Genomic DNA, 22667 nt, shown 5'->3' with positions numbered 1-22667 from the left:
TAGGGCGTGTTGATCTTTCGTGAGTAATTTTTAAACAGCATGGTAAAGGGTTATAATTTGCTTCGCCAAAAGTAAAACCATAACCAATACCATGCCAAGAACAATACTAACTGATATTCGATGGGAACTGCTACTTCAAGTTATGAAAAGTACAGGCCGTATTTACGATAAAACTGAACATCGAATGACATTTGAAGGAATACTTTATCGAATGAGAACTGGTATTCCTTGGCGAGATCTGCCCTCTGAATTCGGAGAGTGGAGTACCGTATACAGACGATTTAATCTTTGGTCAAAGAAAGGGATTTTAGATAACCTTTTCAAAAGCTTATCTAGCATGGCTGATTTTGAGTGGGTCTTTCTTGATGGCTCGATAGTTCGAGCACATCAACATAGCACAGGAGCAGCAACTGAAAGCTCAGAGCAAATAGGCAAAAGTCGTGGGGGTAATTCAACCAAAATTCACTTAGCTGTAGATAGTGGAGGATTACCGATTTGTTTCGACTTATCAGAAGGTCAACGCCACGATGTTGTTCATGCGAATAGTTTGGTTGAACAGCTTGATGAAGTGAACACTGTCGTTTGTGATAAAGGCTATGATAGCGAACAATTCCGCTGTTTTGTTCGTGACCACGGTGGAACACCAGTGATTGCTACACGGAATTACGGTCAAGATATTGATAAAAAAAGCATGGATTGGTGCTTATACAAATACCGACATTTGGTTGAAAATGCATTTGCAAGAATTAAGCAATATCGAGCTATTTCAACTAGATACGATAAGTTAGAGCGAAATTATGCCAGCATGGTATCGCTGGCATTTATGTTAATGTGGCTGCCGATGTATTGTTGAGCAAAATATGTACAGAAAAGATCAACACGCCCTAGCAACAACCGCAAACACCTGATAATCCGGCAATTGCCAGTCCGGCAGCAGTTCAACCAGCTCACCGTTGGCCAGATAGTGCTGTACTTCCTTTTGCGGTAACACGGCAAAGCCCAGACCATCCACGGTAAACTGAATAAGCGCCTGCATCGAGTTGACGCTGAGTTTGGGGTGGGCCAGCAGATAACGCTCATCATCCGGTCCGCTCAGCTCGTGTGCAGGCAGGTGATCGTAAACAATAAACGGATGTTCTTTTAACTGCTCCGGATGCGATAAAGACTCTGTGCTTAACGGATGAGACTGAGCAACGCATAACACCTGTGACCAGGTGGCAAGCTGATAGGATTTAAACCCCTCTTTATCAACTGGCGTAAACCCCAACGCCAGATCGGCGCCGCTGGCAACGATATCGTCATAGCCTTCGCCCAGGGTTACCGCAACAGAAATACGCTCTGAGCTCTGCAGTAACTGCCGCAGCGGTTTACTCAACAATCCGCCGCCAAAGCCTTCGGGCGCGAGGATCCGCAGTTCACCGGAGGGTGATTGAAGCAAGGCGTCGATTTCCTGCTGCCCCTGTTGCGCGGTGGCAAGTAATTCCTTACTGGTGCGATAATAAATCCGCCCGGCTTCAGTAAGGCTCAGATGACGGGAATTACGATTAACCAATTGCTGGCCGATATCTTCTTCCAGCTTACGCAACTGTTGGCTGATGGCCGACACGGTCATGTGTAACTGCCTGGCAGCCACACTCATATTGCCGCAGTCAGCAACGGTTAAAAACACTTTCAGGGCGCGGGTAAACTTAACGTTCATAGAAATTCATTTTTGCTAAAGACACCGTTTAATATTAGTCGATTGCAGATAACTGACCCCGATCTTATCCTAAATAACAATCATTCTCACTGAGATTTTCACTGTTATATGCAATTAAACAAGATGTCCCTGGCACTTTGCTGTGCTTTCGTTTCCTCAGCTGTACTGGCTGTTTCTCCTGATAATGAAGAACTGGAAAAAATTGTGGTGACCGCTTCAGGCACCGCGCAAATGCTTAAAGAAGCGCCTGCCTCTATCAGTGTGCTCGATAAAGAAGACCTCAGTGAAAGGTTTTATCGGGACCTCACCGATGCCATGACGGATATTCCGGGCGTGATTGTCACCGGTGGCGGTGACAGAGAAGATATCAGCCTGCGAGGCATGGGTAGTCAGTACACCCTGATCCTGGTCGACGGCCAGCGACAGAGCTCACGTGAAACCCGGCCTAATAGCGACGGTCCGGGTGTTGAAGGCGCCTGGATCCCGCCGTTATCGGCCATTGAGCGCATCGAGGTCATCCGCGGGCCTATGTCTTCTTTGTATGGCTCAGATGCCATTGGCGGTGTAATCAATATTATCACCAGCAAAACCCCTGATGCCTGGCGCGGTGAGGTACGCTTAGATGCTACCATTCAGGAAGACAGCGATTCAGGTAATCAGTACCAAACCACGTTCTTTACGGCTGGTTCACTTATCCCGGGTAAATTGGGCTTACAACTTTACGGCCGCTACACCCAGCGGGAAGAAGACAATATCGTCGACGGCTTTCGCGACCGCGACCATAAAAACATTAGTGCCAAACTGGCCTTTACCCCCAATGACAGTCACGAATTTGTGTTTGAAGCCACCCATACCCAGCAGGAAATTAATGCAACACTGGGTAAAACGGTTGCACCGCTGGCCGAGGGCGAAGAATGTGGCCGTCGCGGCTGTCCGGCTTCGAGCATGACTGAGTATGACCGCACTAACCTGTCGCTCAGTCACACCGGATACTGGGGCTGGGCAACCTCGCAAACTTATATCAAACAAGATGAGTTTGATAATGAATCCCGGCAAATGTACGTTAAAAACCTCGATGCCCAGACGATGTGGACCGTTCCGGTCAACGATACCCTGAGCTTGAGTGCAGGCGGCGCTTATTTTGAGGAAGAGCTTAATGACCTGACCAGCAACCAGATTAGCGAGCTTTCACTGGTCGACGGTCACCAGTGGTCTGTGTTCGCCGAAGGTGAATGGAAAATCATTAAGGATTTCGCGATTACTACCGGTTTACGTTACGACGACGACCAGAACTATGGCGGCCAGTTAAGCCCTCGTTTATACGGGGTATGGCAAATCAGTTCAACAACCATTTTAAAAGGTGGCATATCCACTGGCTTCAGGGCGCCGAACCTGCGCCAGACCAATCCTTCCTGGGGACAAATCAGCCGCGGCGGCAATATTTATGGTAACCCGGATCTGGAAGCGGAATCGTCAGTCAGCTATGAGCTCGGCTTATATCAGGACTTTGGTAAGGACACCACGGTATCCGCAACGGTGTTTTATAACGAATTTGAAGACCGTATCACCCGAATTCAGTGCCCAACAGACCTGTGTACCGACGGGCCTAACGATTTCGGATCAGCCCCCACCACCTATATCAACATCGATGAGGCCATCACTCAGGGTTTTGAAATGAGTGTGCAGGCTAAACTTACCAAAGCCATTGAATTTAATGCCAACTATACCTATACCGACTCGGAGCAAAAAACCGGTCAGTACGCTGGCAGTCCGCTCAATCAACTGCCGAAACACCTGGTTCAAACCTCTCTGCGCTGGGCCATCAACGACATGACCAGCAGTTGGCTGCGCGTTCACTACCGTGGTGAAGAGAGTCAGCCCACCACCGGTCCGTCGCAGGACAGCTTGATTGCCCCCTCGTATACGCTGGCAGACGTTGGCTTAAACTACGGTTTAACCAACGATATAAAACTTGGCGCCGGTATTTATAACCTGCTGGATAAAAACATTGGTATGGAAGAGTACGGCTACGTGGAAGATGGCCGCCGTTACTGGCTGTCACTGGCCTGGTCTTTTTAGGGGCTTTAGTAAAACTGCCTGCGCCGATTTATGCTGAGCGCAGGCAGTGCCTGGCTCTGTTATGTCATCAGATTTATGTTATCAGCCGAAATAATAAGTCAATCGACTCAATTGCAATTGATTCTCAATAACATTTGGATTAAGGTTTTGATTTTCGTCTTGCAGAGCAACCAGGATATTATTTCAGGAGAATTTACGTTGTTAGAAGATACCCCCTGCTTATTGCCGCGTTACGGCGAGAACAGCCGCCCCAACACTTTGCTGAATAAGCTGTACCGGCTGGCCCTGCCGCTAGGGTTGCTCGGTGTGGCGATGACAGCCCAGGCCGATGAGCTTGAAATCACATTACCCAACTTGAATGTAGCGGAATACCACGCCCCTTACGTTGCAGCGTGGCTGGCCGATGAGCGTGGTAAGCGCGTAGTGGATATTGCCGTATGGTACGACACCGACATGGCTAATAACGAAGGCGAGAAATGGCTGAAGGACTTACGTATGTGGTGGCGGCGCAGCGGTCGCAGTGCCAGCATGCCAATTGATGGAGTGAGTGGCGCTACCCGCCGGCCGGGCACCTCGACCATCGCGCTCGACGGGCGGTTCGACGACGTTGCCGCCGGCGATTATTTTATCTGGGTTGAAGCCGCACGCGAACTCGGTGGCCGTGAAACCCTTAAAGTCCCGGTGTCACTTCCGGTAAAACAAACAGTTAATACCCGTGCTGAAGGTCAGCACGAACTTTCTTCGATAACCTTACACATGGAGCCTGCACAATGAAGAAATCACTACTAATCGGTGCCACAGCCCTGGCCCTGACTCTGGCCAGCCCGTTCAGTCAGGCCCACCGGGTGTGGATCAAGCCATCTACCACTTCTGTTTCTGGTGACAGCGAATGGATCACCTTCGATGTGGCCGTGGCTAACGGTATCTTTCATCCTGATCATTTTGCTTATCCGGCGGAGCGCTTATCTGTCGTCTCACCCAGTGGAAATCCGGTAGACATTCAAAACCAGCAAAAGCTGCGCTACCGCAGTGTATTTGATGTGGAGCTGACTGAGAGCGGCACCTACAAAGTGTTTAATGCCTCACAATCCCTAGTGGCGTTTTGGAAAGACGAAGACGGCGAGCGCCATTTCTGGCCCGGGCGCGGTAAGACCGGCACCGTGGAAGAATTTTATGAAGCGGTACCTCAGGATGCCAATGACCTGAACGTAATGGAAACCGCTAATCGCTTGGAAACCTATGTGACACTAGGCGCCCCAACGGCCGACAACAATAAGCTAACCGGCAAAGGTCTTGAGCTTAAAGCATTAACCCACCCCAACGATGCTTACACCGGTGAGCCAATCGATTTTCAGTTCTTTATGAGCGGCGATAAAGCTCAGGGGACCAAAGTTATTGTAGTCAAAGACGGCGAAAAATACCGTGATACTGCCGGTGGTATAGAAGTGACGGCCGACAAAGAAGGCAAAATCAGCCTGCAATTTGATGAGCCTGGCATGTACTGGCTGGAAGCCGAGTACGAAGACGACAAAGCCAAAGCGCCGGCTAAGAAACGCCGCGCCAGCTACGTACTGGTTTTTGAAGTCCTGCCACTTTAAGACTTATGCCTGAACTCAAAGAAAAAGCGCGTAACTCCAGGATACGCGCTTTTTTGTATCTCTGACCAGCGCTTAACTACCAGCTATAAGTGGCACTCAGCATATAATTACGTGGTCTGCCCGGAAAATAACGATCACCACCAAACGAAGTAAAATCGGCGCGCTCGGCGTAGGCAGTATCCAACAGGTTATTCACTCTGGCATACAGGGTAAGCTCGGGCGTTAACTGCCAGGATGAACGCAAATTCACTAATTCATGGCCTTCGTACTCGTGCAGATTCTCCGGGTCAGTGTAGTACTCACCAACGTGGTTTAATTCCAGTTCGGCGCGCACTTGCGGCGTGAAATTATAGCCTATTCGCACATCGGCAATGGTGTTGGGCGCAGTGTCAATGTCGTTACCATTTATGTTAACGCCACCGAGTTCCTGATTATAGCGGTAAGTGTGGCTTGCCATGGTTGCCGCCAATGCAATATCCAGGCGCTGACTGGCTTGCCAGCGCAACTCCAGCTCTACGCCGGTATGTCGTGACTGACCGTCATTAACATTAAAGAAGTTACTGTCGCGGAAAATAAAGTTATCTTTATCCATGTAATAGGCAGCAATGGTATAGCTTAAGCCGGGGTAATTGCCTTTTACGCCGAACTCGACGTTACGCGCTTCTTCCGAATTAAGATCGGCGACCTGCTGAGCACGCTGCAAACGATACAGCTCGGTGGCCTGAGGCGCGCGATAGCCTAGCGAATAGTTAGCATAAAACTGCGTAGTGTCAGAATATAGATAGGTGGCACCCAATTTTGGTGAGGCATTAGTAAAGCTGTTTTTACTGCTTGGTGGCCGCGAGTACCGGCAGCCGCCCATACCGCAGGCCGTGCCGTCTTCGCGTAAGCGCCCCGAATTCATATTATTGGTATAGTCATAATGGATATATTCGTAGCGCAGACCTGCACTCAGTAACCAGCTGTCATTGCGCCACACCAACTCACTGAAAGCAGCAATCAACGACGCATTCACATCGTAATCATAATGTTTACCCGCCGGAATGGTGGCAACCAGAAACGCCGAGCCGGTGGTGGGCTGTTCCTGATATTGCAACAGGCTTCCCTCGGTGTGCTCGGCATCAATACCGGCATTCAGGGTAACACTGGCAGAAACATTATGGGTCCATAAACTTTGCACTCCCACACCTTGCTGGCTGTTTTCCTCGGTAGGTTGCCCGGGCAGAAAGTGCATTAAAAATTCCATGTCCTGGTCGCGAATATAGGGCGTTACCGATAGCGTATCGCCGCCATCTAACTGCCACTGTGCCCTGGACCAAAGGCGCAATGAACTGGCGTTACGAAAGGCTTCCGGATTTTCGTTTGCCTGCGCGAGCTGAGCGTCTTTATAAGCATCGGTACCTGTGATGTAGCCGGCGGTTTCCTGCTCCAGATTGGTATAGGTCAGGCCGGTTGTCAGGGTTAATGACGAGAACGCATGTTCATGACGCAGATTAAGCTTTTCCTGATCCAGACCCTCGGCCACCCGATAACCATTATCCCGGGTTACGCTGGCATTAAGCCCCACGCCGCCATCGCCGTAATGATAACCACTGCGCAGCTTCACCCGGCTATATCCGTAAGAACCATAGTCATATCCGAACAAACCGCCGCCCTGAGTGGTATCCGGCGTGATGACATTAATTACGCCGTGTACCGCATTGGAGCCATACAACGCCGACCCAGGCCCTTTGAGTACCTCTACCCGCTCGGCCATTTCCGAATGCGCCTCGAACAATTCGTTAATGTTACAAAAGCCGGCAGCGCGCAGCGGAATACCATCTTCTGCAGTTAACAAGCCACCACAGGCACCGGCTCCACTAAATACCTGGGAACGCAAGGCTGGCAGGTATTCCTGCCCGTTACCTCGCTGCACCTGAGCACCGGCAATAAATTTAAGCACTTCCTCAATATGCGTAGGCGAAACAAGATTAATATCCTGCTGACCAACGGCGCTGATGATGACTGGCGCATCGTTGTCGTCAGCGCCATGGCGGGAACCCGTAGTGGTGATGCGCTCGATATCTGCAGGCAACTGCACGGGTGCAGTTTGCGCGCTAGCGTTAAACGTACCGCTAATGGCACAGGACAGGATGGTTAATGCAGGCAACCAGCCGCTTCGAGGTAACTTGGTCATGGCTTATCTTTTATTTTGATTAATGAAATGCGGCCGGAGTTGAGCCAGCGGCCATGATAGACCTTCATAACCATTAAGAAAACCAATTAAGCCGGTACTTTGCGGTCTGTTTAACTAGTACTTTGTACCCGTTCCCCTCACTGGTGGGTGCTGCATTCAACCGGGTTCATTTGCCCGCCGGCAACCAACGGCTGATCGCACGGTAAATGGCAAACATAATGGCCAGTCCGGAGGCGGCCAGAGACAATAACAATAAGGCATGAATAAACAAGCTGCTCCAGTGACTGTGATCATGCCCATCATGAGCATGCACAGTGTGGCTCATGGCTAGCATCCAGATAATTAGCCAGCGCCAATCAACCCGTTGCATGATGATCTCCTCGTTTTGTGTGGTTAGTAACCTGATGTAAACCCATCGTATTGATAGGGATTCAGCAGTCTTTGTCTTGGCCTGAGCCGGTCGAAGCTACCATGCTGCTGTTCAAACCGACTTAAGCGCTGATGAGCACTTCGACACCCCCAAACCGTGCAGGCTGATTCTCCCCGCTTGCAGAAAACCGCCATCATCTGCTGCTTGGCTGTAACCAATACCTGCCAGGCCAGTCGCAGACTGTTTTCCCGCTCATAAAGCTCGGCCAGATTGTGATAACTCACCAGTAACGCTTCAACAGTGCGGCGTGATGCGGGCCACTTTTTTACCAGCGTTCTGGCCAGTTCAATGGCTCTGGAGTAATAAACCAGTGTTATCAGGGTATGATGCAGTTCAAAGTTATCATTACCTGCCGCAATCACTTCCCGCCACTTAGCGTAAGCGGCGTCAGACTGACTCATGATGACCTCCTGAGTTAATGCCGGCTGATACTGAAATCACTGAAGGCTGTCATGGCCTGCTGAGCAGCCGCTTCCTGATAACTTACCGCGGTAATCAGATCGGCAACACGGCGTTGCATGGCCACCTGGTAATCCACCAGACCCAGGGCTCCATAGGCGTCGCAAATCAGGGTCGACAAAACGAAGACTTTTTCCAGCAGTTGCCGGTTCTGACCTTCTTCCACCTCCAGCAAAATCGCGGTGATATCGAACGCGCAACCTAAGTAGGGAATACATTCACGATACTCACCGTCGTAAAACAGGGTCGTGCCCTGAAACTCATCCCGGGCTAAAAAATTAACCGCCTCCAGTGGATGGCTATACACCCAGTCGGCGTGTTTGGTACATAAAAAAGAAATTTCCATTGGCATGTCCTCCTGACTTAAACATACGCCATTTCAGACTTATTGCAAATGATAATTGTTTGCATTAGCATAAAATTATGTTCAGTGGACTAGAATGGTAGTTGCTATGACACAACACATTGCCAAAGCGCTCGTGACATCGGCCAATTTAAAGCAACAAATCAGAACGGCATGTCACCCGGATGATCCACAGTTGCTTAAGCGCTATATAAACTTAGCCCTCGACAGTGCGAACATTGCCGGGGCATCGTCCGAAAAAATTCGTATTCTGCTGGACTGTGCGGCGCTTTTGCTCGAGACAGCCTGCGATCAAAAGGTAGTGCTGAGCTGGCGCTATCAGTGTCTCGACCAGATTTACCGGCCGCTGCTGGCGGCCGAAAAGCAAAGTATTACAGCCGGCGATCACCATCGCGTGAGGCAGTTTAGTCATCTGTTTACTCACCTCACGCCGACATTTTTTAACTAAGGACCTCAATTATGACCACCTCTACCGAAACACGAATCGAGCAAGACAGCATGGGCGAACTGGAAGTCCCTGCAGACGCTTTATATGGCGCGCAGACCCAGCGGGCAGTCAATAATTTTCCGGTCAGTGGCCAGTCTATGCCAGAGGCTTTTATCAGAGCGTTGATCACAGTAAAAAAAGCCGCAGCTCAGGCTAACGTCGCATTAGATACGCTGGACAGCGATACAGGTGAAGCGATTTGTCAGGCCTGCGACCAATTGCTCAACGCGCCGCAGCTCATGGCTCACTTCCCGGTCGACATCTTTCAGACCGGTTCAGGCACCAGCACCAACATGAACGCTAACGAAGTGATTGCCAGGCTGGCCAGTCAGCAGTCCGGCCTGTCTGTTCACCCCAACGATCACGTTAATTACGGCCAGAGCAGTAACGATATTATCCCCACCACTATTCATGTGAGTGCCGCCCTAGCCCTGAAGCAGGAACTCTTACCGTCACTCAGCCACCTGTATCGCGTGATAGGTAACAAGGCCAGTGAGCTAAAAGATGTCTGTAAAACCGGCCGTACTCACCTGATGGATGCTATGCCGGTGCGCATGGATCAGAGTTTATCCGGCTGGCAGGCTCAAATAGGCCAGCAGATTAAAGCATTGAATGGCCACCAGCCAGCTATACAAACACTGGCACTGGGTGGCACAGCGGTTGGCACCGGCATTAATGCGCACCCCGATTTCTCAGCCATATTTAATGAAAAACTGACTGCGCTTAGCGGCATCCCTTTTCAGCCGGCAGATAACTATTTCGCACTTATTGCCTCGCAGGATACCGCGGTTACCTTATCTGGTTTGCTGAAATCAACCGCCGTGAGTTTAATGAAAATCAGCAATGACTTACGCTGGATGAACTCAGGGCCGCTGGCAGGGCTCGGCGAAATCGCCCTGCCTGCCCTGCAACCCGGCTCCTCCATTATGCCGGGTAAGGTAAATCCGGTTATCCCGGAAGCCGTGGCGATGGCTTCCGCCCAGGTTATAGGTAACGATGCCGCCATTACGGTTGGCGGTCAGTCAGGTAACTTTGAGTTAAATGTTATGCTGCCAATGATTGCCAGCAATCTGTTAAGTAGCTTTACGCTAATGGCCAATAGCGCTTCGTTACTGGCAGATAGCGCCATAAGCGGCTTTGAGGTATTAAACGAAAATCTGGAAGCCGCATTGGACAAAAACCCGATCCTGGTCACGGCGCTTAACCCCATAATCGGCTACAACAAAGCCGCCGAAATTGCTAAGCGAGCCTACAAAGAAAAGCGGCCGATTGTCGACGTAGCCGACGAAATGACCGACCTGTCACGGCAAGAGTTAACCGAGTTACTCGATCCGAGAAAGCTCACTGATAACAGCCAGTAACATTGGCATTGAAAACCACTAAATAATGCTCGCTCTGGCAATCCTTACAGAACGGCATCAAACAGCTCAAGCCGGGGCGGGCCCGCGTAGAAATCGCGGCTCTGACCTGCGCCGGCATGGGCTTTTTTAAACGCGTCAGATTTCACCCAGTTGTCAAAACTGGCTCTGCTTTGCCAGCACACATGGGTCGAAAACAAAGTGTAGTCGTCAAAAGTTTCGCCTTGCAGTAAATGGAACGACTCAAATCCTGGCACCTCATCAAGAAAACTTTCCCGCTGTCGCCACATTTCAATAAAGGCAGTTTCACTGCCCGGCTTTACCTTAAAACGGTTCATTGCAATAAACATCTGACTGTCCTTTTCAATAAAAGTCATTCTCTATCGTGATCTCTGGTCCTAAGTGGTGCAACCACCATTTTGAAAAACAAGGTTGCCAGCGCCGTTATTAAACTGGCAAACAAGGACCAGTGTAGCGCTCTGTCAGCCTCCACTTCGAGGCTAAGCAAAATAAAGAACACAGTAAAATAAGCAAGCCCGGCTGAAATGATGACCGCCGAATAGTGTAATGCATTATTGATAAGCGTATCTTTATTCACTTGATCCTCCGCTAGCTGCCATGGCCCTCAGGCACAGGCTAATCGTGTTTTGCGTTCAGCGCATCGTTTTTGGGCTGCGAACCTGCATCCAGAAATCCATCGATAACCGTTTGTTCATGCTCGGTAAATGCGCTGTTGAAATTGTCCGGATGAACAGGAATAGCGCGCCGTAGCGGCGGCGAAATACGTTCATTGGCGCGCGCCAGTTGCCGGGTAAATTGAGCCGGTGAGATACGGTTATAAGTGAAGACGCCAGGTTTGCCACTACCGGTTGTAGGCGTTAGCAAATCATCATGCTCTAACAAAAATGCATGTTTAAACACCGCCTGGGACTTGCTGAAGTCGGCGTTGGTGCTGCGCAGCAGTGCGGCCTCCGGCAGCGCTTTGATTCGAACTGTACCGTTGTTTTTCTGCCAGGTAACACCACAAACACTAATAACTAGTGCGGTATTTCGCGTTGCGGTAACTGCTCGGGCGAAGGGTGAGTCCTGCGGCAGCTTGTCCAGCGTTTCGACCACATTAGCCAGGGAGTCCGGCGATAGCTTTTCCAGTGTCACTACTCCACTGTTGGCGGCATAAGTCAGCTTGAGGGTATTTTCCAAATAATACACCTCACCGGTATCCTGCCAGATGGAACCGCCAGGTTGCTCTGGTTGGCTAACATCGGTTTTCTTTGCGGCGCTGTTGAAACGTTTTAATAGCCCGGGTAACACTGCCATCTTCCCAAAAAGTAAACCTGAAGCTGATACGGCAAGAGCTGAAAACTGGTTTATTCCAAACGCCTTATCAGATGCCTTAGTGATGCGGTCGGCTCCAGATAAAAGCCATAACGGCGCATAGCGTTATCCCCTGGACAATAAGAAGCGCCGGGCGCAGATCCATTACTATTGAAATGGTGTAAACCACCACCACCGATGCCGTAGCTGCATATTTCGCCGCCAGGCTAATTGCACCGCTACGTTGCCAGTCGGCTATTGCAGGGCCAAAGATCCGATGATTAATTAACCAGTCATGGGCGCGATTAGAGGAGCGGGCAAAACAGTAAGCCGCCAGTAGCATAAAAGGCACCGTAGGTAATAGAGGCAATACCGCGCCAATCCCGCCCAGTACCACGCAGGACACACCCAGTAATAACCAGACAGGACGCATCACTGACGAGCGGGAAGGACTACAACATCTGGGCTCACTCACATTTACACCTTACATTTTCCAAAGCTTACCAGGCTGTTTGCTCTGCAGCTTACAAGCCGAGGGGGCTCGTCTCAGTACTTACCTGAAGCTTAGCAGCCTCCCAGTATTCTGCCAGTGCTATAACAGGCTGATATTGTGAATATTATTAATACAAAGCCAGGCGATACCTGATGAATAAACCAGCTATTAGTAAGCATAAGTTACCGGTGCAGGGGATACAAATTTTAGCTTAGGAGGATATGCTTAGCGACCAACCACTCTCAGGTTTCATCACCAACTGTAGAGCACGTGGAGCACTGAAGATATTCGAAGGTAATGAGCTAACCGCCCTTTGCTAAGGGCGATTAGCCTGGATGGGTTAGTTAACGATAAACGCGCCCTTCATGATGGCAAAGTGGCCAGGGAATGAGCAAAAGAAAGTGTAGTCTTCACCGGCTGTTAAACCAGCAACATCTACCGTAATGGTGTCCTGCTCTCCACCGCCAATAATTTTGGTGGCCGCGATAATACGCTCATCGCCCGGTGGCAGGTAATTGTTATCCGGACCTGCTTTCAGGGCGCCGTTAACGATTTCCTGGGCATCGGCAGTGGTTGATAAAACCCAGTTATGGCCCATGTATTTCTTGTCCAGCTGTCCGGTATGCTTCAGCGTTACCTCAAAGGTATCGCACGAGGCAGGCACAGACATTTCTTTCATGTTGAACTGCATCATATCGTTACTTTCGATAGTCACAGCGCACTCATCAGCCAGGGTAAAACTGCTAAAGGCTACTAACAAAAACGCTAAACACTTTTTCATAGACATACTCTCATCTGTTAAATGAGTATATATGTAACACCCGGCTTAATGGATTAACATTATCCCTTAAGTCGCATCTGTACTACTTATGAACTACTGCCTGATTAGTACTTGCTGCCAGTGCTGCGGACTAGTAGGTATCGCGATGATAACGCTGTTCATCAATAAGCTGCATTAATGCGTCTTCACCGAGTATGTCAGTGAGCGTTTGGTGCACTGCCTGCCCCATTCCCTGATGGCTACCACACACATAAATATGCGCTCCCCGGGCAATTATGTTTTGCAGTTCATCGGCTGCCGCTACCATGACATCCTGTACATATTGGCCGGGCTCGCCTCGCGAATAGGCCTGCTGAATTTTAAGCCCGGCAAACCCCGTTTGCCACGCTTCAATAGCGGCAGGGATAACATTGTCCAGTTGCGGCGACTGCTCACCATAAATTATCCAGATGTCGGCATCACTGTTAGCATAATATCGCTTTGCCAGTTGTGCCCGAATGCCAGCCAGGCCACTGCCCGCGCCGATGAGCACCAGCGGTACATCAAGTTGCGCGATATGGCATAGCGGATTGTCTTTCACGTTGGCACAAAATGGCTCTTCACTGCCCGCATAGGTGGTCAGCCAGCCGGAGCCGATACCTGGCGTACCATCTGGGTGATACTGTTTTCTGACAATCAGTTTTAGCTGCCCTTCTTCAGGAACCGATGCAATGCTGTAACTGCGCAGAGGTAACAAGGGCATCTTTAAAATCTGTTGCTCTTTGTTCCCTGCCCCGGCTAAATCCGTCAGTTGACGGGTATGCAATACAAGCTTAAGCGGGGTTGGCGTGCCCTCAACAGCAATAACCGTATCCGGGTTGAGTTCATGCTTGTTAAGCCATTCAGCAATGGCCGTGTTAGCATTATGAGGCTGAATATCGAGAATGTCACCGGCCTGCCAGGCGGGCAATGCCTGATCGGCATCCAGTGTCACCATAAAGAGTTCCCGGCCATCTGCACTGTTGAGTTGCTGTTGCTCAGTGACCCGCCAGGTACTGGCTTTAAAAGAGCTTTCAGCACTCTGGGAAGCGTCACCCGGCAGGGGCTGCGACTGTGCCCGGTCGATTTTTTCCAGCTCAGCGATGGCCGTGGCACCGGATTGTTGAAGGGCAACATCGAGTAGTTCGCCAAAGGCACAAAACGCCGGGTACTGACTATCCCCCAGAGCGATTACCCGGTATGAAAGGGATTGCAGTAATGCAGTATTGTGCTGTTTATTATGCTGCTGAAGCGCCCGGTAAAAACGGCGGCCGTTATCGGGTGGCTCGCCGTCACCATAGGTACTAACCACAAATAATGCATCGTTTGCTTTTCGTAAGGTATCAATGGCCAGATCATTCAGCGCGATAACTTTCACCGGGCGGTCTGATTCCAGCAATTCAGCCTGGTATTCGGCCAACTGTTTTGCCGTGCCGGTTTGGCTGGCGTAAGCCACAATAAACGCACCGGTAGTGACATGCCGCCGCTCTCGTTGCCGGGCATAATGGCTAACAATGATAAAACCTACCCATGCGCAATAAGCCAGGCACAGGGCAATAGCCAGCCACAGTCGTTGGTTATCCGTCATTCAAACTGCTCCCCGCCCGGCATCAATGGATAAAGACCAGTGCGATAACCACCGGGATCAATAACCCCAGCGCGGTAACGGGCCAGGTAGACTGCTTGTGAGAGGCCTGTTTTACCAGTAACCATAATCCGGTCAGGGTAAACACAATCATGGCAATGGCTATTACATCGATAAACACAAACCACACCGGCCCGGTGTTACGGCCCTTGTGTAAATCATTAAAATAAGCAATCCAGCCGCGCTCTGTGCCTTCATATAGCAGCGCTGCATCATCCACGTTGATGGCCAGCCAGCGATCGGCGCCTGGCCCCGGCCAGGCCAGGTAAAACTCCATACCATCAAATTCGCCGGCCACATCAGGGGGAACACTAATACTGTGTTCACTGGCCAGCCACTGGCGAACCGGTTGTGGCGCCGGCATTTCTGCCATGGGTAAGTCCTGTAAGTGCGTTAACACATCAGCGGGCACTTCACTTTCTACAGTAGTAACGGAGATCGATGCAGGGATTACTGCGGCGTGGTTAAGCGTAATGCCGGTAACGGCAAATAGCAGCATGCCAACCAGCGAAACGGCAGCACTGATCCAGTGCCATTGACGGGCCGTGCCCAGTGAAAATCGCATAACGAAATACCCTTATCGTTGCTATGCAGTGCGTGCTGTGAACCCATAGGAAGCAGGAATATCCTGGCTGTCAGGGCACCTTTTCGGAAAAGTAAATGATAACCATTTTTATTTGGCCGTCAACACACATGTACTACACTGGTCTCTGGAATCAGGGGTTTAAACTTTATGAGGGCTGTAAAACTGAGAGTGGGGAGTAAAACAAACCAGGGTTATGCTACCGCGGATGCTGGCTGATCAGGCATCCGCAGCATCAATAAAAGTATTCAGGCAGGGCCAAACTGGTCGTTGAGGTAACCAATAATTTGCTTGGATTCGTAAAGCCACTCTTCCCGGCCATCGCTGTGCTGAATACGTAAACAAGGCACCTGCACTTTGCCGCCGCCCTGGATCAGTTCTTCGCGGTGCGGTGAGCCCTGCACGGCGCTGCGCTTTTCAATGGGTACGCGCAGTTTATGAATGGCTCGGCGGGTTTTGACACAAAACGGACAGGCAAAAAAGTGGTAAAGGGTCATCCCCTGGGCAGCCTGAGCAACCTTTTGCTGTGCTTCCGGGGTACGCTTCACCCGACTCCAGCGGGTTAATACATCAACGGATACAATAACCAGACCCAGTGCGTTGCGAACAAGTTTTACAATCATTAACTGAATGTCCTTGGGTTGAAAAAAGAACGCAGTATAGTCTTTTTAACCGTTAAGAAAAAACCGTGTGACGAGAAAAAGCGCGGATTAATCCCGAGAACAATTCATCGGTAGTGAGTGAATCGGCAAGATGGCGATTTAGACAAGTGTGGGCGTTCAGCTTAACTCTGTCGGGGATATTATTGAATTCGTTACACGCATTCACCGGCGGAATAATGCTTTCCAGCACATCATCAATCAGCAGGCAGGCATGTGCCAGCACAATTCTGCGCCCACCCGGAGCGGTCAGCACGCGCTGCGCCGTGCCTACAATTTTCTGGCCGTTAATGTTCAGGTTATAATCGCCATCACAATAAGCATACTCGGTAGCATGAATGTCGGCACTGATATCCAGGGCGGCAAAGAACGCCAGCAAATTATCACAAAGCTGCTGATAAGCGCCTTTAACCGAATAAGACTGCGTTGCAGTTAAGGTGTACATGTGAGCAATATTCAGCATGGCAGGGCTTTGTGGCACCGGCGAACCGCCTGAGCGACGCTGCAAAATGTCCCAGCCCCGTTGAGCCAGCCACTCACTTAACGGCTCGGTTTTCTGCCACTTTCTGCCTGCCGGTAAAACGATGGCCGGCGCCGTGCAGCGCCACAATAATAAAGCCTGATTAAAGTCGCCCTGCTTTACCTGCTCCAGCAGTAGTTGTTCTTTTTCCATTGCCTTATCACAGGTAGTGGCCGGCAACCGAACTACCCGGTGCTTTTGTTTATCGCTCATCAACGTTGCAATTAACTGTAAATACCCTGGACGAATCACACCACAATCCACAGGCGCTGGCCAGCAGATTTATGTAACCCGTTTTAACCTTCTTACAAAAGCCGCCGGAGCCTAGCGCTGCGAACTGCCAAACAACGCTTTCATCTGATTAGCCAGCTCGACAAATTTCTCTTTAATGGTGCGTTTGAGTCCAATATCCACGCCGCCCATCAACACAATGCCTTCCTCGGTGATAGTCGGAGCCTGCCGGTCAGCAATCGACGGGGCTTTGTTGTCGAGGCCGCCCATCAAACAAAATGCCTTGGTCACAACGTTAACGTTTTCCGGTACCTTTATGTCGATCCCGCCCATAATACACAGGGTTTTGATGGTGACATTGGGTGAAGTAAATTCGGCATCGGTGAAATCGATGTCGGAGCCGCCCATGATGTTAAGCACACGAATTTCGGCCGGTACTTTCCAGCGCCCTGAGCGATCGGAACCGCCCATAATGTTGATCACCGTTTCATTGTCCGGCACATCACCAGCGCTGTAATTAATATTGAGCTTCTTCTCTTTTTCGCGGGTGTAATCACCATCAACCTGCATGGTGAGATCGGCCGCAAGATCGGCTATTTCCTGATGGTCCTTGCTGGCCATCGCTTTATCCAGCCGGCGTTCAAACGCATCGGCCGAAATCACTCCATGACTGTAGTGATAAATCAGCTTGTCGATGACTTCTTCCCTGACCTGTTCGATAGGACGATCTTCAAGTTTAACCATGACGGTGGCTCCCTGTATTATTCTTTGCCATTTAAACTGCGTACTTTGAAGCAATTGCCGCGCCAGCTAATAAACCATTAATTTTCAACAACTTATCGAAATAAGCATTCCGCCAAATCGACCTTTAACACTAAGTGTTGGTCAATTACACCGCTTAGTGGTCTGTCTGGCAAACCCTCCATAAGGCATGTTGATTAACCGTTAAATCTGCTACATTACGGTGTTTTACGCAGAACTCTTAATCAAAAATAATGCTTATGCCTTCACTTTCTTTCCCTGATAACGCACTTCGCGCCGTGTTTTTTGCCCTGGTACTGGCTGCCACCGGCTGCAGCAGCACGACATCAACCATCGACAGCGAAGTTACCGTCGCCGAAGCTAGTACCTTCGATGAAATTGCCCCCGTTGTGGCAAACCTCAATAGCCAGTACGGTGCCGAAAATGTCCTTATCGTTGCCGATATCGATAATACCCTGCTGACCAGTGCCACCGATCTGGGCGGCGATATCTGGTACCAGTGGCAACGCGGTAAACTGGCGGTTAAGCCCACCGAGCAGCAAAAAGTAAGCTGTTTGTTTGAAGATGCTATTAGTCTGCTGTATGAGTTGGGGCCAATGAATCTCACCGAACAACAGGTTCCTGCACTGCTGCGCAACTGGCAATCAGCCGGCAATACGCTGTTGTTACTCACTTCCCGTGCGCCGAAAAATCGTGCGGCAACTGAGCGCGAACTTTTGCGTCACGGCATTGATGTTAGTCAGGCAGCGCTAACACCGGTTGATAACACTAACCCGGTTTACCGCGAAAAGCTTGAGCGTGAAATGAGCTATAGCCGCGGCCTGATGATGACCACAGGTATGAACAAGGGCACCATGCTGGAGTGGATCTTAAACGCCACCGAGCGCCAGTTCGACGCCATCGTTTTTGTTGACGACTCGCATACCAATATCGAAAACATGGATAACGCCTGGCAGCAGCACAACACCGATATGCGGATTTTTCATTACACCCACGTAGAAGCCGAGCGCAAAAAGCTGCAGGGGCAGGTACTCACAGAGGTGCAGGCGGAGCGGATGGCCAACGATTACGCAAAGTTAATCGCCACGCTCAATAGCATTTTCCCGGCCCGTCAGAATGATGGGCAATGCCTCGGCCAGTAAGGCTGTTGTTAAAGACCCGGCGGTCTGCCGGGCCTTACCTGGTTATCAGAGCCTTTGGTTGATAGCGCCCCGGTAAGCATCAATAGCGGGTAACAGGCTGCAAATCAGAGTTGCCAGCATTATCGCGCCAACCACCAGTGCGGTATGCAGAGTTAGCAGGTTCGCCGAAATAAACATCCCGTAGTGGCTGGCTAACCATTCTTTGGCCACGGCAAATACGCCGGATACCAGCGCTACTGCGGTAACACTTGCCGCCCCGGCCAACAGCATGGCTTCAACCAGAATTAAGCGAAATATAGTACCGGCCCCGGCACCGATAATACGTAGTACGGCGATTTCTTTTTCACGTTGCTGCATCGACGCCAGCAACATGGTGGAGAGTCCGAACAGGGATGACAGCATAATGAGCAGGCTAATAAACCGCAGCAGATTTTCCACACTCACCATCATCTGCCACATTTCAGTAAGCGCTACGCCTGGTAAAATCGCCATCAGGCGATCATCGTCATAATTATTCAGCTCCCGCTGCAGGGTAAAGGTGGCAAACTTACTGGTGAGGCCCACCATCACTGCGGTAACGCTGTCGGGTTGCACTGCCGGATTAGTCAGGGTATCCGGCAGTTCTAACACGCTATCAAGCTGAGCATGCGGCAAATGCATGGCCTCAATCCCCTGCAATGAAACGTGCACGGTTTTATCCACCGGCGTGCCGGTGGGAGCCAGGATACCAGTAACGGTAAAAGGTGAGTCGTCATGATTCTGGAAACTCACTGCGCCAAGGCCGTGAGCAATCACAATGTCATCACCCAGCTTATAATTAAGCGCACTGGCCACATCAGCGCCGAGCACCGCGCCAAAGACACCTTTAAAGGATTCCCCCTGACTAAACACTAACGGTTGCTTGTTACCAAACTTATAGTGGTCAAAATACTGCTGATTGGTGCCGAGCACGCGATAACCATGATGGGCATCGCCTAAGGAGATGGGAATGGCCCAGTTTACCTGCGGGTGTTGTTGCAACATCTCATAGCTGGCATAGCTGATGTTATTGGTTGGACTGCCCATGCGGAAAACCGTGTAGAGCATCAGGTTTAACTGGCCGCTTGGCGCACCGACGATAAGGTCGACATCCGATACTGTGCGGTTAAAGCTCTCCTGGGCCTGTAATCTCACGTGTTCCACGCTCAGCAAAACACTTACGCTAATCAACAGCGCCAAAAAAGTAAGTGCCAGCGATTTACCACGACTACGCAAGCTGCTTAAGGCAAAAGACATCAGCATGATGAAGCCTCCGCAGCAGTGGTAATTGCGCTTAAAGCCACACTTTTATCCAGATACTGACTCAGACTCTGATCGTGACTAACAAAAATCAAAGTGGTGTGATGCTGCTCGCACAACTCGGTTAGCAGTCGCATAAACGCATCCCGCGCATCGGCATCCAGCGCCGAGGTAGGCTCGTCCACCAGCAGGATCTCCGGCTGATTAATTAACGCTCTGGCAATAGCCACTCGCTGTTGCTGCCCCACACTTAACTGACTGGCCTGCTTGATTAACACCTCTGCCGGCAACTGTAACGCGTGGATAAGCGCGACAAGTTGCTCGCGGCCCGGCTGACTGCCGCCGGCAAAATGCGCCGCCAGGGCGATGTTCTGTGCCACGGTTAAATGGCTCACCAGATTAAACTGCTGAAAAACTACGCCAATGTGGCGGGCCCGGAATTTATCACGCTTGCCTTCGCTCAGACCTGAAAACGGCTTACCCAACAACTCTACGCTGCCCGTATCAGGGGTCAGGATCCCGGCCAGCAGGTTTAGCAAAGTTGTTTTCCCCGAGCCTGAGGGCCCATATAAAAACAGACGTTCGCCCTGCGCGACCTGCCATTGAGGAAAGCTCAGTCGGGAGGTGCTTTTGGGATACTGATAGGTCACATTTTCGAGGCTAATCGCCTGCTCTGGTTTTATTTCTGGCAATGTCAATTTTCACTACACCTTATTGTTATGTCCAGATTATACCCTTCGCCAATGAATTGAAACGGTCACTCACCCTGCCGTAGCGACAAAGAAACGAGGAGCCCCTCACACCGGAAAAATAAATGTTATAACATAACAAAAACAATAAAACGGACCGTTTTTCATGACAACCACTTCCATTCCTGATAGCCGACTGAGCAAAGCAACGGGTATTAAGGCGCGGATTACTTTAGTCGTTATTACGGCATTCTGCCTTATTACATTTGCCTCCAGCGCGGCTGCGCAATACCGGGAAGTCGAATGGACTGAGCTGATGCCCAAAGAAGATTTAGGCACCTCTGCCTATACCCTGCATGTCGACAACTACCAACTTTACGAGTAACCACCATGAAAGAATCTTTGCTAGTACCTCGACACAATGAAAATGATCGATTGAATTTACTCAAGTTCAGGGAGCTTATCTGTTGATACGAGGACCGAAATACTTCGGGCTGTTCGTGGTTGCTTTTGGATCAACCCTTTCTTCTCCAGAGTCACTATCATTTGGTTTACTGAGGGTGGCGTCACTTTAAAGTAGGCTTGTAAATCTGTGTGGGCAGGTGGGTAGCCATTCAGCTTTGTGTAGTAATGAATATAGGCCAGGTATTGGCCTTGCTTTTTGGTAAATGAAAAATTTTCCTGCGCTGGGATCGACATATTCCGCTCACTGTGATCAATTATGGTAATTACTTATACACCAAATAATGCCATGAACATTAAATATGTAGTAGAACTCAGTGAAAATGAAAGAAGCCAGTTGATGGAGTTGGTTTCAAAGGGAAAGTCATCCGCCCGACAGTTAAAAAGAGCCAATATCCTGTTGATGGCTGACGTTATGAAGCCGCATCAGGATAAAGACATTTCGGACGCACTCAACGTTGGTACATCCACCATTTACCGGACGAAAAAGCGATTTGTAGAAGACGGATTGTCCGAGGCACTAAGTGAAGGTGCTCGGCCGGGTATGCCGCGAAAACTGGATGCTAATCAGGACGCACTACTGATTGCGCTGGCATGCAGTCAGCCACCTCAAGGGCTTTGTCGCTGGACGTTAACATTGCTGGCAGACAAACTGGTTTCGTTAAGTGATGTAGAAACTATCTCAAAAGCGTCTCGTGTGGACTATGAATATAAGCGTGTAAGTGTGGCAAATATCTTCATGTTTTTTGACCGACATAAAGGCTGGCGAAAAGCCAAGGTTACGCCAGCAAAGAAGGCTGAAGACTTCGCCCAATGTATGAAAGAGCTGGTTGATGAGCATTATCCGGATGCTGATAAAATCCATGTGGTGATGGACAATTACAGCACGCACAAGGCTGGCTCGCTGTATAAGGCCTTCAAACCAGAAGAAGCATTGCGGATATTGAACCGGCTAGAGTTTCATTACACACCAAAGCATGCCAGTTGGCTAAACATGGTAGAAATCGAAATTGGCAATATGAACCAGCAATGCCTGGATCGTCGCATCCCGACTTGGGACAAGCTCCAATCAGAGCTGGTCGCTTGGGAAAAGCTTCGCAATGAAGCAAGAGCAACCATCAAATGGATGTTCAATGTTGATGCGGCACGCAAAAAATTAACGCGTGCCTATGAAAAACTCAATCAATCATAATTAATGTGTTGAGGTACTAGTACAAATTAAGCAAAGGCTATGTTCGGATTAACTGTTGTTGAATCGAAAAGAGCCTGTTTTCGTTAAGGTTTTCTGGATTATCCATAAACCTGAACCAACCCAGGTAGTGTTCCAAGTATTTTGTGGCTACTCCGTGAAACCGTTTCATCCACGCTTTCAGACGGCTGTGATAGGCGTTAACATTCTGAATATGAAAGACTTTATCTATCACCTTAACACCTCCCGCC

The 22667-nt window shown here is 50.0% G+C and carries 27 protein-coding genes and 1 pseudogene; 9 read left to right on the top strand and 19 right to left on the bottom strand.

All coding sequences use genetic code 11. The annotated features are described in order from the left end of the window. The first annotated feature begins 91 nt into the window (after positions 1–91). On the top strand, positions 92–853 hold the full coding sequence (locus C6Y40_RS01495; protein ID WP_105932999.1) for an IS5 family transposase: 762 nt from the start codon (positions 92–94) through the stop codon (positions 851–853). A 21-nt stretch (positions 854–874) separates the two neighbouring features. On the opposite strand, the gene C6Y40_RS01490 is transcribed toward C6Y40_RS01495, so the two are convergent. After that, positions 875–1699 (bottom strand): LysR family transcriptional regulator, encoded by an 825-nt coding sequence (locus C6Y40_RS01490; protein WP_105932998.1) that lies wholly within the window; start codon positions 1697–1699, stop codon positions 875–877. A 108-nt stretch (positions 1700–1807) separates the two neighbouring features. Here C6Y40_RS01490 and C6Y40_RS01485 point away from each other — a divergent pair, with 108 nt between their 5' ends. The 3 genes from C6Y40_RS01485 to C6Y40_RS01475 all read left to right on the top strand — a co-directional run bounded on the left by C6Y40_RS01485 (position 1808) and on the right by C6Y40_RS01475 (position 5376). Then, complete coding sequence (locus tag C6Y40_RS01485) at positions 1808–3778, top strand: ligand-gated channel protein (protein WP_105932997.1); 1971 nt, start codon at positions 1808–1810, stop codon at positions 3776–3778. Positions 3779–3976: 198 nt separating this feature from the next. Next, the gene (locus C6Y40_RS01480) at positions 3977–4552 is read left to right on the top strand and encodes a DUF2271 domain-containing protein (protein WP_240621814.1); all 576 of its coding nucleotides are present in this window, start codon (positions 3977–3979) and stop codon (positions 4550–4552) included. Then, positions 4549–5376: a DUF4198 domain-containing protein gene (locus C6Y40_RS01475; RefSeq protein ID WP_105932995.1), complete on the top strand. Its 828-nt coding sequence runs from the start codon at positions 4549–4551 to the stop codon at positions 5374–5376. The genes C6Y40_RS01480 and C6Y40_RS01475 overlap by 4 nt, the downstream gene beginning before the upstream one ends. Before the next feature lie 76 nt (positions 5377–5452). On the opposite strand, the gene C6Y40_RS01470 is transcribed toward C6Y40_RS01475, so the two are convergent. From C6Y40_RS01470 to C6Y40_RS01455, 4 genes are all read right to left on the bottom strand, one after another. Continuing rightward, positions 5453–7552: a TonB-dependent receptor gene (locus C6Y40_RS01470; RefSeq protein ID WP_105932994.1), complete on the bottom strand. Its 2100-nt coding sequence runs from the start codon at positions 7550–7552 to the stop codon at positions 5453–5455. Positions 7553–7718: 166 nt separating this feature from the next. Further along, complete coding sequence (locus C6Y40_RS01465; RefSeq protein ID WP_105932993.1) at positions 7719–7922, bottom strand: hypothetical protein; 204 nt, start codon at positions 7920–7922, stop codon at positions 7719–7721. Between the two features lie 23 nt (positions 7923–7945). Then, positions 7946–8383 carry a hypothetical protein gene (locus C6Y40_RS01460; RefSeq protein WP_105932992.1) on the bottom strand — a complete coding sequence of 146 codons (438 nt, stop codon included), beginning with the start codon at positions 8381–8383 and terminating at the stop codon, positions 7946–7948. A gap of 14 nt (positions 8384–8397) precedes the next feature. Further along, entirely contained in the window at positions 8398–8787 is a 390-nt protein-coding gene (locus C6Y40_RS01455) for a hypothetical protein (protein ID WP_105932991.1), read from the bottom strand. A 106-nt stretch (positions 8788–8893) separates the two neighbouring features. Here C6Y40_RS01455 and C6Y40_RS01450 point away from each other — a divergent pair, with 106 nt between their 5' ends. Both C6Y40_RS01450 and C6Y40_RS01445 read left to right on the top strand, forming a co-directional pair. Continuing rightward, entirely contained in the window at positions 8894–9253 is a 360-nt protein-coding gene (locus C6Y40_RS01450; RefSeq protein ID WP_105932990.1) for a hypothetical protein, read from the top strand. Positions 9254–9264: 11 nt separating this feature from the next. Beyond that, entirely contained in the window at positions 9265–10653 is a 1389-nt protein-coding gene (locus C6Y40_RS01445; protein ID WP_105932989.1) for a class II fumarate hydratase, read from the top strand. Between the two features lie 44 nt (positions 10654–10697). On the opposite strand, the gene hmuQ is transcribed toward C6Y40_RS01445, so the two are convergent. The 10 genes from hmuQ to C6Y40_RS01395 all read right to left on the bottom strand — a co-directional run bounded on the left by hmuQ (position 10698) and on the right by C6Y40_RS01395 (position 17638). Beyond that, complete coding sequence (gene hmuQ, locus C6Y40_RS01440; RefSeq protein WP_240621813.1) at positions 10698–11027, bottom strand: heme-degrading protein HmuQ; 330 nt, start codon at positions 11025–11027, stop codon at positions 10698–10700. Next, the gene (locus tag C6Y40_RS01435; RefSeq protein WP_105932988.1) at positions 11024–11248 is read right to left on the bottom strand and encodes a hypothetical protein; all 225 of its coding nucleotides are present in this window, start codon (positions 11246–11248) and stop codon (positions 11024–11026) included. Before C6Y40_RS01435 ends, hmuQ begins: the two co-directional genes overlap by 4 nt. 38 nt (positions 11249–11286) lie before the next feature. Further along, the gene (locus C6Y40_RS01430) at positions 11287–11967 is read right to left on the bottom strand and encodes a hypothetical protein (RefSeq protein WP_105932987.1); all 681 of its coding nucleotides are present in this window, start codon (positions 11965–11967) and stop codon (positions 11287–11289) included. Positions 11968–12043: 76 nt separating this feature from the next. Then, a complete protein-coding gene (locus C6Y40_RS01425) occupies positions 12044–12439 on the bottom strand; it encodes a YbaN family protein (RefSeq protein WP_240621812.1) in 396 nt (131 codons plus the stop codon). A 358-nt stretch (positions 12440–12797) separates the two neighbouring features. Continuing rightward, the gene (azu, locus tag C6Y40_RS01420) at positions 12798–13238 is read right to left on the bottom strand and encodes an azurin (protein ID WP_105933002.1); all 441 of its coding nucleotides are present in this window, start codon (positions 13236–13238) and stop codon (positions 12798–12800) included. A 130-nt stretch (positions 13239–13368) separates the two neighbouring features. Next, on the bottom strand, positions 13369–14844 hold the full coding sequence (locus C6Y40_RS01415; RefSeq protein ID WP_105932985.1) for a flavodoxin domain-containing protein: 1476 nt from the start codon (positions 14842–14844) through the stop codon (positions 13369–13371). A gap of 22 nt (positions 14845–14866) precedes the next feature. Then, positions 14867–15466, bottom strand: a complete 600-nt coding sequence (locus C6Y40_RS01410; RefSeq protein WP_105932984.1) for a PepSY-associated TM helix domain-containing protein — start codon at positions 15464–15466, stop codon at positions 14867–14869. A gap of 266 nt (positions 15467–15732) precedes the next feature. Then, positions 15733–16107, bottom strand: a complete 375-nt coding sequence (locus C6Y40_RS01405) for a glutathione S-transferase N-terminal domain-containing protein (protein ID WP_105932983.1) — start codon at positions 16105–16107, stop codon at positions 15733–15735. A gap of 52 nt (positions 16108–16159) precedes the next feature. Further along, positions 16160–16876 (bottom strand): lipoate--protein ligase family protein, encoded by a 717-nt coding sequence (locus tag C6Y40_RS01400; protein ID WP_105932982.1) that lies wholly within the window; start codon positions 16874–16876, stop codon positions 16160–16162. Between the two features lie 111 nt (positions 16877–16987). After that, the gene (locus tag C6Y40_RS01395; RefSeq protein WP_105932981.1) at positions 16988–17638 is read right to left on the bottom strand and encodes a DUF1707 SHOCT-like domain-containing protein; all 651 of its coding nucleotides are present in this window, start codon (positions 17636–17638) and stop codon (positions 16988–16990) included. A gap of 257 nt (positions 17639–17895) precedes the next feature. Between C6Y40_RS01395 and C6Y40_RS01390 the strand changes: the two genes are divergently transcribed. Next, positions 17896–18798 (top strand): DUF2608 domain-containing protein, encoded by a 903-nt coding sequence (locus tag C6Y40_RS01390; protein ID WP_105933001.1) that lies wholly within the window; start codon positions 17896–17898, stop codon positions 18796–18798. 45 nt (positions 18799–18843) lie between these two features. On the opposite strand, the gene C6Y40_RS01385 is transcribed toward C6Y40_RS01390, so the two are convergent. Together C6Y40_RS01385 and C6Y40_RS01380 are read right to left on the bottom strand one after the other, a co-directional pair. Further along, on the bottom strand, positions 18844–20079 hold the full coding sequence (locus tag C6Y40_RS01385; protein WP_105932980.1) for an ABC transporter permease: 1236 nt from the start codon (positions 20077–20079) through the stop codon (positions 18844–18846). Beyond that, a complete protein-coding gene (locus tag C6Y40_RS01380) occupies positions 20073–20774 on the bottom strand; it encodes an ABC transporter ATP-binding protein (RefSeq protein ID WP_105932979.1) in 702 nt (233 codons plus the stop codon). The genes C6Y40_RS01385 and C6Y40_RS01380 overlap by 7 nt, the downstream gene beginning before the upstream one ends. A 157-nt stretch (positions 20775–20931) precedes the next feature. On the opposite strand from C6Y40_RS01380, the gene C6Y40_RS01375 reads away from it, so the two are divergent. Then, positions 20932–21150, top strand: a complete 219-nt coding sequence (locus tag C6Y40_RS01375; RefSeq protein WP_105932978.1) for a hypothetical protein — start codon at positions 20932–20934, stop codon at positions 21148–21150. A gap of 56 nt (positions 21151–21206) precedes the next feature. Here C6Y40_RS01375 and C6Y40_RS01370 read toward each other — a convergent pair whose 3' ends face one another. After that, complete coding sequence (locus C6Y40_RS01370) at positions 21207–21464, bottom strand: LexA family protein (protein WP_105932977.1); 258 nt, start codon at positions 21462–21464, stop codon at positions 21207–21209. A 52-nt stretch (positions 21465–21516) separates the two neighbouring features. On the opposite strand from C6Y40_RS01370, the gene C6Y40_RS01365 reads away from it, so the two are divergent. Next, positions 21517–22419: an IS630 family transposase gene (locus tag C6Y40_RS01365; RefSeq protein WP_105933000.1), complete on the top strand. Its 903-nt coding sequence runs from the start codon at positions 21517–21519 to the stop codon at positions 22417–22419. Positions 22420–22456: 37 nt separating this feature from the next. On the opposite strand, the pseudogene C6Y40_RS01360 reads toward C6Y40_RS01365, so the two are convergent. Continuing rightward, positions 22457–22667 (bottom strand): annotated as a pseudogene (locus C6Y40_RS01360) (IS1595 family transposase); the annotation flags it as partial.

The sequence above is a fragment of the Marisediminitalea alba genome (assembly GCF_002993365.1).
GTDB lineage: Bacteria > Pseudomonadota > Gammaproteobacteria > Enterobacterales > Alteromonadaceae > Alteromonas > Alteromonas alba.
Note: the sequence above shows the minus strand (reverse complement) of the source record. Positions and strands in the feature narration are given on the sequence as shown.

Excerpts from the sequence above, each read along its gene's own strand:
- C6Y40_RS01495 (WP_105932999.1), top strand. The coding sequence starts at position 92 with ATGCCAAGAACAATACTAACTGATATTCGATGGGAACTGCTACTTCAA.
- C6Y40_RS01490 (WP_105932998.1), bottom strand. The coding sequence starts at position 1,699 with ATGAACGTTAAGTTTACCCGCGCCCTGAAAGTGTTTTTAACCGTTGCT.
- C6Y40_RS01485 (WP_105932997.1), top strand. The coding sequence starts at position 1,808 with ATGCAATTAAACAAGATGTCCCTGGCACTTTGCTGTGCTTTCGTTTCC.
- C6Y40_RS01475 (WP_105932995.1), top strand. The coding sequence starts at position 4,549 with ATGAAGAAATCACTACTAATCGGTGCCACAGCCCTGGCCCTGACTCTG.
- C6Y40_RS01470 (WP_105932994.1), bottom strand. The coding sequence starts at position 7,552 with ATGACCAAGTTACCTCGAAGCGGCTGGTTGCCTGCATTAACCATCCTG.
- C6Y40_RS01465 (WP_105932993.1), bottom strand. The coding sequence starts at position 7,922 with ATGCAACGGGTTGATTGGCGCTGGCTAATTATCTGGATGCTAGCCATG.
- C6Y40_RS01460 (WP_105932992.1), bottom strand. The coding sequence starts at position 8,383 with ATGAGTCAGTCTGACGCCGCTTACGCTAAGTGGCGGGAAGTGATTGCG.
- C6Y40_RS01455 (WP_105932991.1), bottom strand. The coding sequence starts at position 8,787 with ATGGAAATTTCTTTTTTATGTACCAAACACGCCGACTGGGTGTATAGC.
- C6Y40_RS01450 (WP_105932990.1), top strand. The coding sequence starts at position 8,894 with ATGACACAACACATTGCCAAAGCGCTCGTGACATCGGCCAATTTAAAG.
- C6Y40_RS01445 (WP_105932989.1), top strand. The coding sequence starts at position 9,265 with ATGACCACCTCTACCGAAACACGAATCGAGCAAGACAGCATGGGCGAA.
- hmuQ (WP_240621813.1), bottom strand. The coding sequence starts at position 11,027 with ATGACTTTTATTGAAAAGGACAGTCAGATGTTTATTGCAATGAACCGT.
- C6Y40_RS01430 (WP_105932987.1), bottom strand. The coding sequence starts at position 11,967 with ATGGCAGTGTTACCCGGGCTATTAAAACGTTTCAACAGCGCCGCAAAG.
- azu (WP_105933002.1), bottom strand. The coding sequence starts at position 13,238 with ATGAAAAAGTGTTTAGCGTTTTTGTTAGTAGCCTTTAGCAGTTTTACC.
- C6Y40_RS01415 (WP_105932985.1), bottom strand. The coding sequence starts at position 14,844 with ATGACGGATAACCAACGACTGTGGCTGGCTATTGCCCTGTGCCTGGCT.
- C6Y40_RS01410 (WP_105932984.1), bottom strand. The coding sequence starts at position 15,466 with ATGCGATTTTCACTGGGCACGGCCCGTCAATGGCACTGGATCAGTGCT.
- C6Y40_RS01405 (WP_105932983.1), bottom strand. The coding sequence starts at position 16,107 with ATGATTGTAAAACTTGTTCGCAACGCACTGGGTCTGGTTATTGTATCC.
- C6Y40_RS01400 (WP_105932982.1), bottom strand. The coding sequence starts at position 16,876 with ATGAGCGATAAACAAAAGCACCGGGTAGTTCGGTTGCCGGCCACTACC.
- C6Y40_RS01395 (WP_105932981.1), bottom strand. The coding sequence starts at position 17,638 with ATGGTTAAACTTGAAGATCGTCCTATCGAACAGGTCAGGGAAGAAGTC.
- C6Y40_RS01390 (WP_105933001.1), top strand. The coding sequence starts at position 17,896 with ATGCCTTCACTTTCTTTCCCTGATAACGCACTTCGCGCCGTGTTTTTT.
- C6Y40_RS01385 (WP_105932980.1), bottom strand. The coding sequence starts at position 20,079 with ATGCTGATGTCTTTTGCCTTAAGCAGCTTGCGTAGTCGTGGTAAATCG.
- C6Y40_RS01375 (WP_105932978.1), top strand. The coding sequence starts at position 20,932 with ATGACAACCACTTCCATTCCTGATAGCCGACTGAGCAAAGCAACGGGT.
- C6Y40_RS01370 (WP_105932977.1), bottom strand. The coding sequence starts at position 21,464 with ATGTCGATCCCAGCGCAGGAAAATTTTTCATTTACCAAAAAGCAAGGC.
- C6Y40_RS01365 (WP_105933000.1), top strand. The coding sequence starts at position 21,517 with ATGAACATTAAATATGTAGTAGAACTCAGTGAAAATGAAAGAAGCCAG.